The following is an 11,532-nucleotide window of genomic DNA, read 5'->3' as shown; positions in this document are numbered from 1 at the left end:
ATGAACAGTCATGTAATCAGCCTGGTCTCCATCGGCGCGCACCCGACCTCCGGTCGGCCACGGCGTGCCGAACAAGACGCCAGGGCCGTGGAACTGGGCCTGCAACTGGCCGGTGGACAACTGCAGGTGCTGCACGCCGGCGACGCCGCCGAGCCGGCCCTGCGCGCCTACCTGGGCATGGGCCTGGAGCAGTTGCATGTGCTGGAGCAGCCGGCCGGCGCCGATGCCTTGCCAGCCTTGGCCCAGTACCTGCGCCATGCCGGGGCCCAGGTGGTGTTGACTGGCAGCCAGGCGGAAACCGGCGAAGGCTCGGGCATGCTGCCGTTCCTGCTGGCCGAGAACCTGGGCTGGCCGCTGGTGGTGGGGCTGGCCCAGGTGGAATCCCTGGAAGATGGCGTGGCCCATGTGCTGCAGGCCTTGCCCCGTGGCCAGCGGCGCCGGCTCAAGGTGCGCCTGCCGTTCCTCGCCACTGTGGATAACGCCGCGCCCAAGCCTCGCCAGAGTGCCTATGGCCCGGCGCGGCGCGGGGTGTTGCGCGCCGACCAGGTCATGGTGGTGGAGGACGAGCTGTTCACCGGCGCCAGCCTGCAGCCGGCCAGGCCACGGCCCAAGCGCTTGAAGGTGATCAAGGCCAAGAGCGGCGCCGACCGCATGAAGGCCGCCACCGCCAAGGCCAGCGGCGGCACCGGCCAGGTGCTCAAGGACCTCAGCGCGCAAGCCGGGGCCGAGGCCATCTTCAAGTTGTTGCTGGAAGAGGGGGTGCTCCGCTAGGGCGGCACCCGCCGCACTAGCGCTATCGCGAGCAATCGAGTGTCGACCGGCTGTTCCTGGGGGAGCCTGGCTTGCAGGCCTGTCTCCACGGTTACTCACAATCCCTGTGCGCGGCTCTGTGGATAAGATGTTCGCGCCTTGCTCCAACCCACGCCAGCCAAGCCCTCCAGCCATCTGTATGAAATTTGACCAGGCTAACTTATGGTTTTTCCTGGCTTTTTTCCGCGCTGTCGAACCCCTCAAGGGACAGTTGTACACAGCAGTTGCCCCCAAAGTCTGTTGGCCGATCTGTGGATAAGGTGTTCGCCTCGCGCTGTAGGCCATGTGTAGCAAGGCTTTCAGGCTTTTGTTCAAAAATTGATCAGAGGCGCGTCAAACGCTTGTTTTTGCCTAACCTATGGATTTTCCTGGGAATCCCCAAGGAAATATCCCCATCCCCGGTGCACTTGCCCACAATTGCTGTGGGCCAAGATGTGGATAAGTTGTTCGCCAACCGCTACGGGCCTTGTAATTCATAGCGTGTACGGCAATAGATCAAATTTCATACAGTTCTAATGACCGCCTTGACAGTGGCAAGCGGCCTGACTTGACTGATGCCACTAGGACCGGCTCGTTACTTATCCACACCCGGCCCAGGGAGTGCAGGCAATGGACTGTCATCTACCACGGGCTTCCAACGGCGGGACCTTCCCCCGGCGCACCCGCCGCCGTGCCGCCAACCAGCGCGCACGCCTATAGCCCCAGTGGCTGTTCGATCCCGACACTGCTTTCCACGGTTTGCGTTTCTGGCGCAGCGGCCGGCCCGTGCGGCTGCCTGCGTGATCGGCTGCACCTGAAGGAAGCGACCATAGAGTCGCCCCATCTGCCTGAGAGGAACCCCGCCATGACTCGGATCGCCACCCCCATCAGCGAGATCCAGGAACACTACGACGTCGTCGTCATCGGCTCCGGCTATGGCGGCGGCATCGCCGCTTCGCGGTTGTCCCGGGCCGGGCGCCGGGTGTGCCTGCTGGAGCGTGGGCGAGAGATTCGCCCCGGGGAGTTTCCCAACACCCTGGCCAGCGCCACCGAGGAGTTGCAGGTGCACGATCCCGATGGGCATATCGGTTCGCGCACCGGCTTGTTCGACCTGCATGTCAACGCCCAGCAGAACGTGGTGGTGGGTTGCGGCCTGGGCGGCACCTCGTTGATCAACGCCAACGTCGCCCTGGAGCCCGAGCCCGGGGTGTTCGATGACCCACGCTGGCCCCAGGCGGTGCGCGACCACCGCGACACCTTGCTCAAGCAGGGTTTCGCCCTGGCCCGGGAGATGCTCAAGCCCAATCCCTATCCCGATTCGGCGCCGGCCCTAGACAAGCTCAAGGCCCATCGCAAGTCCGCGGACTACCTCAAGCAAGGCGCGCATTTCTACAAGCCGCCGATCAACGTGACCTTCAACAAGCTGCCCAACAACCTCAACCATGTCGGGGTCGAGCAACTGCCCTGCAACCAATGCGGCGACTGCGTCTCGGGTTGTAACAACAAGGCCAAGAACACCACCTTGATGAACTACCTGCCCGACGCCTGCAACCACGGCGCCGAGATTTTCTGCCAGGCCCAGGTGCGCCACCTGGAGCGTGATGGCGATGGCTGGATCGTGCACTTCCAGTACCTGGATAGCGGTCGCGAGAAGTTCTCGGCGCCGACCCTGTTCGTCAAGGCCGATATCGTCGTGCTGTCCGCCGGCACCCTGGGTTCCACCGAGATCCTCCTGCGCTCGCGGGCCAAGGGCCTGGCCACCTCGGCCCAGCTGGGCGAGCACATGAGCGGCAACGGCGACATCCTCGGTTTCGGCCATAACTGCGAGCAACCGATCAACGGCATCGGCTTCGGCACTCATCCGGCCAGCGAGTTGAAACCCGTGGGCCCGTGCATCACCTCGGTGATCGACATGCGCACCGAAGGCGATCGCACCAGCCGCATGGTCATCGAGGAAGGCTCGATCCCCGGTGCCCTCGGCCAGGCCATGGTGCCGAGCATGGCGCTGTTCGCCAGCACCCTGGGCCAGGCCACCGACAACAGCTTGAGCGGCAAGCTGGGCTACAAGGAACGCGAGGCCGAAAGCTTCCTGCGCGGGCCCTACCATGGCGCCCTGCACAACATGCAGACTTACCTGATCATGAGCCACGACAACGGTCGCGGGCGCATGCTGCTGGACGCCCAGGACCAGTTGCGCATCGACTGGCCGGGCGTGGGCGAGCAGCCCAACGTGGTGCTGGGCAACCAGCGCCTGCTGCAGAGCACCCGGGCCCTGGGCGGGGTCTGGGTGGAGAATCCGATCTGGACCCGGCTGCTCAAGCACAGCATCGTCTCGGTCCATCCCCTGGGCGGCTGCGTGATGGGCGAGGACGCGAGCCAGGGCGTGGTCAACCACAAGGGCCAGGTGTTCAGCGGCACCCAGGGCACCGATGTCTACCCCGGGCTCTATGTGGCCGATGGCGCGGTGATTCCCACCTCCCTGGCGGTCAATCCGCTGCTGACCATCTCGGCGGTGAGCGAGCGCACCATGCAACTGCTGGCCGAGGACCGCGGCTGGAAGATCGACTACCGCCTGCCCTCGGCCCCTGGCAAGCCGGCTGTGGCGCCGACCCTGGGCGTGCAGTTCACCGAGACCATGAAGGGTTTCTTCTCCACGGCCTTCACCCAGCCCCAGGGCACCGACCTGGCGCTCTATCAAGCGGCGGCCAAGCGCGGCGAAGAGCAGAACTCGTCCATCGAATTCACCCTGACCATCACCGCCGCCGACCTCAACCGGATGATCAAGGAGCGCGAGCACGCCGCGACCCTGGTGGGCACCCTGGAGGCGCCGATGCTGTCGCCTCAGCCCTTGGTGGCCAGCCATGGGGTGTTCAACCTGTTCGAGCAATACCAGCAGCAAGTGGGCGTGCGGCACATGAACTACGACATGCGCCTTCGCGCCGAGGACGGCAGCGACTATTACTTCAGCGCCTTCAAGACCGTGCCCGAGGACCACGGCGTGGTGAACATCTGGCCCGACACCAGCACGCTCTACGTGACCCTGTACCGGGGCCAGGACAAGAACGGGCCGGTGCTGGGCTCGGGCGTGATGCACATCCAGCCTGCGGATTTCGCCCGGCAAATGACCACCATGAAGGTGCTCAACGCCCGCAACGAGCGTGAGCGCATCGAGGCCCTGGCACGTTTCGGCCAGTTCTTCGCCGGGATCCTCTGGGAAAGCTACGGCGGGGTGTTCGCCGGCGATATCTACTTCAATCCCGACGCTCCGCCACGGGTCAAGCGGCCGCTGGCCGCGCCGGTGCCGAGCGTGCAGTTCTTCGAGACCGAAGACCGCGTGCAACTGCGCCTGACCCGCTACCGGGCCGGCGGCAAGGGCCCGGTGATGCTGGTCCATGGCCTGGGCGTGGGCTCCAGCATCTTTTCCACCGACACCATCCAGACCAACCTGCTGGAGTACCTGTGCAAGTACGGCTATGACGTCTGGCTCCTGGATTTCCGGGTCAGCATCCTGTTGCCGGCCAGCAAGCAGGAGTGCAATGGCGACCAGATCGCCGCCTACGACTTCAAGGCCGCCATCGCCCAGGTCCGCGAGGCCACCGGCGCCCGGGACGTGCAATGCGTGGTGCACTGCTATGGCGCCACCACCTTCTTCATGTCGCTGCTGGCGGGCCTGGAGCATGTGCGCTCGGTGGTCTGCTCGCAGGTCGCCGCCGACACCGTGGTGGCTACCGCCACCGGGATCAAGGCCGGGTTGCACTTGCCGGGCATGCTCGACGCCATCGGCATCAAGTCGCTGACGGCCTATGCCGACAGCAAGGAAAGCTGGTTCAACAAGCTCTACGACAAGGCGCTCAACGGTTATGCGCGGATCGAGGCCCAGGGCTACTGCACCAACCCGGTGTGCCATCGCATCACCTTCATGTACGCCTCGCTGTATCGCCACGACACCCTCAACCAGAACCTGCACGACAACCTGCACGAGCTGTTCGGCGAGTCCAATATCCAGACCTTCGAGCACCTGGCGCTGATCTGTCGCAAGGGCCACCTGGTGGACTTCAAGGGACAGGACGTCTACATGCCGCATTTCGATCGGCTGAAGCTGCCGATCTGCTTCATCAGCGGCGCCGACAACCAGTGCTACCTGCCGCTGAGCACCCAGAAGACCTACGAGCGCCTGTGCCAGTTGCATGGCCCCGAGTTGTTCAGTCGGCATGTGGTGCCGGGCTATGGGCATATCGACTGCATCTTCGGCCAGAACGCGGTGGTGGATGTGTACCCGCTGATCCTCGCGCACCTGGAGAAGACCGCCCTGGGTTGAGCCTCCTGGCACGCCGCTTTCCGAGCGGCAGAAAGGGCCGTTGATCGAATACATGAAGACCCTGGGAGGCGAGCAACCCGTGCCGCCGCAGGGCTATCAGGAGGGACACCGCTATGTCACTGGCAAGTAGTGTGGAAGAGGAGTTCGGCCGGATGAAAGCCCAGGTCGATGGCCTGGTCGCCCGGTTCGACCTGGCCTGGAAGAATCTGCGCAACCAACTCGAGCCCAAGGAGCTGCAAGCCATCCTCGACCTGGTACAGCGCGCCCACGACCAGGCGCAATACGCCATCGCCCACGGCGACTTGCCGCCGGGCCAGCCGCCGGTGCCCTGGGAGCTGGCCCATGGCCTGTCGGTGCTGCACCTGGGCGCGGCCCAGCCCCTGCCACAATCGGTGGACCAGCTGGCGACCCAGGTGCTCAAGGACGGCAGCCTGCTGGGCTGTCGCAAGTGGGAGCTGCTGGACCTGAAATGGAGCGAAGCCCTGGTGGCCTGGATCGAGAACCTGCGCGACCACGCCACCTTCGGCACCACCCCGGCGTTGCTGCAGATCCCCGATGAGGTCCTGCTGGACCTGGCCGGGGATTGGGGCACCGGCTACTTCGAGCCCCAGTCGGCGGCGCAGCGGGTGGCGGACCTGATCACCGCGGACCAACCGCAGGTGACCATCCACCTGGGCGATGTGTACTACGCCGGTACCGACAGCGACGAGCGAAACAACCTGGCGTCCTGGCCCATGGGCAGCAAGGCCTCGTTCAGCCTCAACTCCAACCATGAGATGTACAGCGGCGCCCATGGCTACTTCGACGAGATCCAGACGCTGTTCCCGGACCAGCAGGGCACCAGCTATTTCGCCCTGTTCAACACCCACTGGCTGATCATTGGCCTGGACAGTGCCTACGCCTCCGATGAGATGCAGCTGTACATGGACGGCAACCTCAATGCCGTCCAGGAACAATGGCTCAGCGACCTGATGGCCAGTCACGGCCAGGGCCGCAAGATCATCCTGCTCAGCCATCACCAGGGCCTGGACATCACCGGCAAGACCCCGACCGCGCTGTACGGCCAGGTGTGCAAGGCCCTGGGCAATCGCGTGCCGGACTATTGGTACTGGGGACACCTGCACAACGGTATTTTCTACGCGCCCAAGACCGATCCCCAGGGCATGGGGGTGATGAACGGGCGTTGCGTCGGCCACGGGGCGATCCCCTATGGTGATGCCAGCGAGCTGGATCACGCGCCTGGGGTGTTGTGGTCGGAAACCCAGAAAGCCGGAGATGCCAACTACCCGCTGCGGGTGCTCAACGGTTATGCCCGGGTGAGGCTGCAGGGGGCGCAGATCACCGAACAGTTCGTCAGCGAGAAAGGCACGGTGCGCTGGCCCCTGGTGTGATACCACGGATGTGGCGGCTACAGAGGCGAATCATGTAGCCGCTGCCGAGCTTGCGAGGTCTTCAGGATCTGCGGTCGCGCGCAGCTCAGCCGGTGACCGGCACGCCCTTGAGGTAGGGCGCCGGTTCGGCGCCGAGGTTGTTGAGCAGGCGCTCGCTGTACCAGTCGATGAAGTTGACCACGCCGAACTCGTAGGTCTTGGAGTAGGGCCCGGGCTGGTAGGCGGTGGAGTTGATGCCGCGCTGGTTCTCCTCGGCCAGGCGCCGGTCCTGGTCGTTGGTGGCGTCCCACACCTGGCGCATGCGCTCCACGTCGTAGTCCACGCCTTCCACGGCGTCCTTGTGCACCAGCCACTTGGTGGTGACCATGGTTTCCTGGGCGCTGATCGGCCACACCGTGAACACGATGATGTGGTCGCCCATGCAGTGGTTCCACGAATGGGGCAGGTGCAGGATGCGCATCGAACCCAGGTCCGGGTTCTTGATCCGGCCCATGAGTTTCTTGCAGCCCTGCTTGCCGTCCAGGGTCATGGACACGGTGCCCTTGAGCAGCGGCATGCGCACGATACGGTTGCGCAGGCCGAAGCTGGCGTGGGCGTAGGGGATCTTCTCGGCTTCCCAGGCGGCGGCGGAGGCGGCTACGTGGTCCTTGAAGGCCTGGTCGGCCCGTGGGTCGGTGACGTCGTCCCATTCCAGCAGGGTCTTGAGCAACTCCGGGTGCGAGGCATTGCAGTGGTAGCACTCGCGGTTGTTCTCCAGCACCAGTTTCCAGTTGGCCTTTTCCATCAAGGTGGTCTGCACCGCCACCTTGGTGTTCTCCATGTCGTAGGGCTCCATGTAGTGGGCCAGGGTCGCCAGGAAGTCATCGATGGCCGGCGGGTTCTCGGCCAGCGAGATGAAGATGTAGCCACCGGCGGTCTTCACCTGCACCGGCTTGAGGCTGTACTGCTTCATGTCGAAATCGGCGCCCATCTCGGTGCCGGCGAACAGCAGGCGGCCGTCCACTTCGTAGGTCCACTGGTGGTAGGGGCAGACCAGCTTGGCCACCTTGCCCTTGTCGCTGGTGCACAGGCGCGAGCCGCGGTGCCGGCAGACGTTGTGGAAGGCGTGGACCACGCCGTCGGCGCCGCGGATGACGATGATCGGGTTCTTGCCGATCTGCAGGGTGATGAAGTTGCCCTTGGCGGGAATCTCCGAGGTCATGCCGGCGATCAGCCATTCCTTGTGGAAGATCTCCTGCATGTCGATGTCGAACAGCCTTTGGTCGCAGTAGAAGGGTTGCGGCAGGGAGAAGGTCCGCTCGCGCTCCTGCAGCATCTGCGCGGTGGCCTTGCGTGCGGGTTCCAGTGGATCGCCCAGGCTCAGGGTGGTGACGTCCATCGTTCAGGTCCTCATGGCCGTTCGGTGCGGCCGGCGTATTAGGGAGTGGCTACGGTCGGTGCTACGCAAGTCACGAAAAAGCAGCGGTTGTCGTGGGGCCGAGTGTGGGTCCGCAGGCGCCACGAACCTTATCCATGGGCGACATGGCCCAATCTGTTCCCGACGCCGTAGGCCCTGTAGCCGGGGCCTGGTCGCGATAAGCATGTGAATGTCGCGGATAGGTAAACAGGCCCTGGGCGCCTTACGCAGAATCGCTGGCAAGACGCCGACAGTCGGCCGTGGAGAACAGCATGTCCAATACCTTCCTCAACCCGGTAACCACCCAGACCTGGGCCAATGGTCGGCACATCGTCCGTTGCGTCAAAGTCATCCAGGAAACCTGGGACGTACGGACCTTCTGCTTCATGGCCGACCAGCCGATCATGTTCTTCTTCAAGCCGGGGCAGTTCGTCACCCTGGAGCTGGAGATCGAAGGCCAGCCGGTGATGCGTTCCTACACCATCTCCAGCTCGCCGTCGGTGCCCTACAGCTTCTCGGTGACCATCAAGCGCGTGCCCGGCGGCAAGGTCTCCAACTACCTGCACGACACCCTGCACGAAGGCCAGGAACTGGCGGTGCACGGGCCGGTGGGGTTGTTCAACGCCATCGACTTCCCCAATCCGAAGATCCTCTACCTCAGCGGCGGGGTCGGCATCACCCCGGTGATGTCCATGGCGCGCTGGTTCTACGACACCAACGGCAATGTCGACATGGTGTTCATCCACAGCGCCCGCTCGCCCAAGGACATCATCTACCACCGCGAGCTGGAGCACATGGCGTCGCGGATCGACAACTTCAGCCTGCACCTGATCTGCGAGCGCCACGGCCTGGGCGAGCCCTGGGCCGGTTATCGCGGCTACCTCAACCACAAGATGCTGGAGCTGATGGCGCCGGACTTCCTCGAGCGGGAGGTGTTCTGCTGCGGCCCCACGCCCTACATGAATGCGGTCAAGCGCCTGTTGGAGGCCGCCGGCTTCGACATGACCCGCTACCACGAGGAGTCGTTCGGCGCGACGCCGGCCGATGCCCGGGCCGATGCGGTGGAACAGGCCGAGCAAGCCGCCGAGGCGCCGGAAGTGGATGCCGCCGACCTGCACCAGGTGGAATTCACCGCGTCGGGCAAGAGCATCCGCGTGGCCCCGGGGGAGACCGTGCACGCGGCGGCGGCCAAGCTTGGCCTGATGATTCCCAAGGCCTGCGGCATGGGCATCTGCGGCACCTGCAAGGTGCTCAAGCTGGGGGGCGAGGTGGAGATGGAGCACAACGGCGGGATCACCGAGGAAGACGAAGCCGAAGGCTACATCCTGTCGTGCTGCAGCGTGCCCAAGGGCGATGTGCGCGTGGAGTTCTGAGCCTCATAAGGGCGGCTGAGGTGGCGAGGGGCATGCACGGGCGCAAGCCCCTCGCCGGACGGATCAGGCGCTCATCACGGTGCGGATGTCCGCCGCTAGTTCGCGCACGCGCTCTTCCTCGGTGTCCCAGGAGCACATGAAGCGCGCGCCGCCCTTGCCGATGAAGGTGTAGAAGCGCCAGCCCCGGGCGGCCAGCGCGGCCAGGGCCGGTTCCGAGAGTTGCAGGAACACGCCGTTGGCCTGCACCGGGAACATCAGTTCCACGCCGGGGATGTCCTCCACCAGCTTGGCCAGCAGTTGCGCGCAGTGGTTGGCGTGGTGGCCGTACTTGAGCCAGGCATCGTTCTCCAGCAGGCCGACCCAGGGCGCCGAGAGGAAGCGCATCTTCGAGGCCAGCTGGCCAGCCTGCTTGCAGCGGTAGTCGAAGTCTTCGGCCAGCTTGTGGTTGAAGAACAGGATCGCCTCACCCACCGCCATGCCGTTCTTGGTGCCGCCGAAGCACAGCACGTCGACCCCGGCCTTCCAGGTCAGGTCCGCCGGCGAGCAGCCGAGGAAGGCGCAGGCGTTGGAGAATCGCGCGCCGTCCATGTGCAGGTTCAGGCCCAGTTCCTTGCAGGTGTCGCTGATGGCGCGTACTTCTTGCGGGGTGTAGACGCTGCCGACCTCGGTGGCCTGGGTCAGGGTCACGACCCGGGGCTTGGGGTAGTGGATGTCCTGGCGCTTGAGGGCCACTTCGCGGATCGAGGCCGGGGTGATCTTGCCGTTCTCGGTGCCGGCGATCAGCAGCTTGGAGCCGTTGGAGAAAAATTCCGGGGCGCCGCATTCGTCGGTCTCGACGTGGGCGGTTTCCGAGCAGATCACGCTGTGATAGCTCTGGCACAGCGACGACAGGGCCAGGGAGTTGGCGGCGGTGCCGTTGAAGGCGAAGAACACTTCGCAGTCGGTCTCGAACAGCCGGCGGAAATGATCCGCCGCGCGGGCGGTCCACTGGTCGTCGCCGTAGGCGCGGTCGTGGCCGTGGTTGGCCTGTTCCATGGCGGCCCAGGCCTCGGGGCAGATACCGGAGTAGTTGTCGCTGGCGAATTGTTGGCTCTTGTCGGTCATGGCCGGCTTCCGTATGAGAGGGTTCCGTGGTCGATCATGGTGCGCACTTTACCCAAGAATAACGACCCCGCACACGCTCTGTTAGCGAGTAATAATGCATGGCACATGAGGATTTATGCGTGACGCGACATTGATGCCCGTGCCCTTGCCGCGCGACAGCGCACTGGATGCGCTGAAGTGGCTGGCGCTGTTGAGCATGGTCCTGGATCACCTGCGCTACGTGGGCCTGGAACTGGACTGGCTGTATGTGCCCGGACGCCTGGCGTTTCCCTGGTTCTGCCTGGCGATGGCGGCCAATCTTCGGCGCGTCGGCACTGCGCAGCGGACCGGGCAGTGGCGCTACCTGGGGTGGCTGCTGGCCTTCTGCGGGCTCAGTGAAATTCCCTACCGGCTGTTCGTTCCCGAGCCCGACACCCTGAACGTGCTGCCGACCCTGGCCCTGGGATTGCTGGTGGCGCGGGGCTGGCAGCGGCGTAGCGGTCTTGACCTGGTTTTGGGGGTGATGGCCCTGGGGGTGGCGTTGGGGTTTTCGCGGTGGCTGATGTTCGGTGCGTTCGGGGTGCTGCTGCCATTGGCCTTGCTGTTAGTGCTGCGTCGGCCCTGGTATTTCGCCGTGCTGCCGGGGGTGTTGTGCCTGGTGGGCAACCAGTGGGAGGTGCTGTTTGCGGCGGTGCGCCTGGGCAATCCGCTGGCGGATTGGGGGGTGGTAGCTTGCCTGCTGGCACCGGGGCTGGGGATGTGGCTGTTGCGGGGGATGCGTGGTGGAGGGTGGGTGCCGGCGATACGGCGGTGGGCCTATTGGTTGTATCCGGGGCATTTTTTGGTGTTGTTGGGGGTGAGGCAGGTGTTGGGGTGATGGGGGCGCTTCGGGGCCTTGGCGACCTTGGCGGCCTGGTAGCCGGCCAGGTGTTCTGGGGGTTGCATGTATATCCGGCGCTGCGGGTGTAGCGGCTGGCGGTTTCGCCCTTACGGCGAGTCCCTTTTGTCAGTCGCCCGGGGTGCCGGCCCAGACAAAAGGAACCAAAAGGTCTTGCCCCCACGTCCGGCCGCTCGCTGCGCTCGGGTTCCCTCGTTCCGGTACTTCTCAGGGGGCATCGCTTCCAGCGATGTCCTCGACTGCGTCGAGGGGCGCTGCGCGCCATTCCCCTGATAAGCACCTGC

At 64.8% G+C, this 11,532-nt stretch carries 7 protein-coding genes; 5 read left to right on the top strand and 2 right to left on the bottom strand.

Annotation, left to right across the window (positions count from 1 at the left end):
* The 3 genes from ACK6AU_RS10530 (at position 1) to ACK6AU_RS10520 (ending at position 6,498) form a co-directional block, all read left to right on the top strand.
* On the top strand, positions 1 to 771 hold the full coding sequence (locus ACK6AU_RS10530; RefSeq protein WP_185697135.1) for an electron transfer flavoprotein subunit beta: 771 nt from the start codon (positions 1 to 3) through the stop codon (positions 769 to 771).
* Positions 772 to 1,654: 883 nt separating this feature from the next.
* On the top strand, positions 1,655 to 5,107 hold the full coding sequence (locus ACK6AU_RS10525) for an alpha/beta fold hydrolase (protein ID WP_409299202.1): 3,453 nt from the start codon (positions 1,655 to 1,657) through the stop codon (positions 5,105 to 5,107).
* Positions 5,108 to 5,220: 113 nt separating this feature from the next.
* Complete coding sequence (locus ACK6AU_RS10520) at positions 5,221 to 6,498, top strand: metallophosphoesterase (RefSeq protein ID WP_185697137.1); 1,278 nt, start codon at positions 5,221 to 5,223, stop codon at positions 6,496 to 6,498.
* Positions 6,499 to 6,583: 85 nt separating this feature from the next.
* Here the strand turns inward: ACK6AU_RS10520 and gbcA are convergent, their stop codons facing one another.
* Positions 6,584 to 7,876, bottom strand: a complete 1,293-nt coding sequence (gene gbcA / locus ACK6AU_RS10515) for a glycine-betaine demethylase subunit GbcA (RefSeq protein ID WP_185697138.1) — start codon at positions 7,874 to 7,876, stop codon at positions 6,584 to 6,586.
* A 290-nt stretch (positions 7,877 to 8,166) separates the two neighbouring features.
* Between gbcA and gbcB the strand changes: the two genes are divergently transcribed.
* Positions 8,167 to 9,267 (top strand): glycine-betaine demethylase subunit GbcB, encoded by a 1,101-nt coding sequence (gene gbcB, locus ACK6AU_RS10510; RefSeq protein ID WP_185697139.1) that lies wholly within the window; start codon positions 8,167 to 8,169, stop codon positions 9,265 to 9,267.
* 63 nt (positions 9,268 to 9,330) lie between these two features.
* Here the strand turns inward: gbcB and ACK6AU_RS10505 are convergent, their stop codons facing one another.
* A complete protein-coding gene (locus ACK6AU_RS10505; RefSeq protein ID WP_185697140.1) occupies positions 9,331 to 10,371 on the bottom strand; it encodes a low specificity L-threonine aldolase in 1,041 nt (346 codons plus the stop codon).
* A gap of 115 nt (positions 10,372 to 10,486) precedes the next feature.
* On the opposite strand from ACK6AU_RS10505, the gene ACK6AU_RS10500 reads away from it, so the two are divergent.
* Positions 10,487 to 11,227 carry a TraX family protein gene (locus ACK6AU_RS10500; protein ID WP_409299198.1) on the top strand — a complete coding sequence of 247 codons (741 nt, stop codon included), beginning with the start codon at positions 10,487 to 10,489 and terminating at the stop codon, positions 11,225 to 11,227.
* Positions 11,228 to 11,532: the final 305 nt, after the last annotated feature.

It is taken from the genome of Pseudomonas sp. KCJK8993 (genome assembly GCF_046230915.1).
Taxonomy (GTDB): domain Bacteria; phylum Pseudomonadota; class Gammaproteobacteria; order Pseudomonadales; family Pseudomonadaceae; genus Aquipseudomonas; species Aquipseudomonas piscis.
The sequence above is the reverse complement of the archived record's forward strand: the minus strand, read 5'-3'. Positions and strand labels throughout refer to the sequence as shown.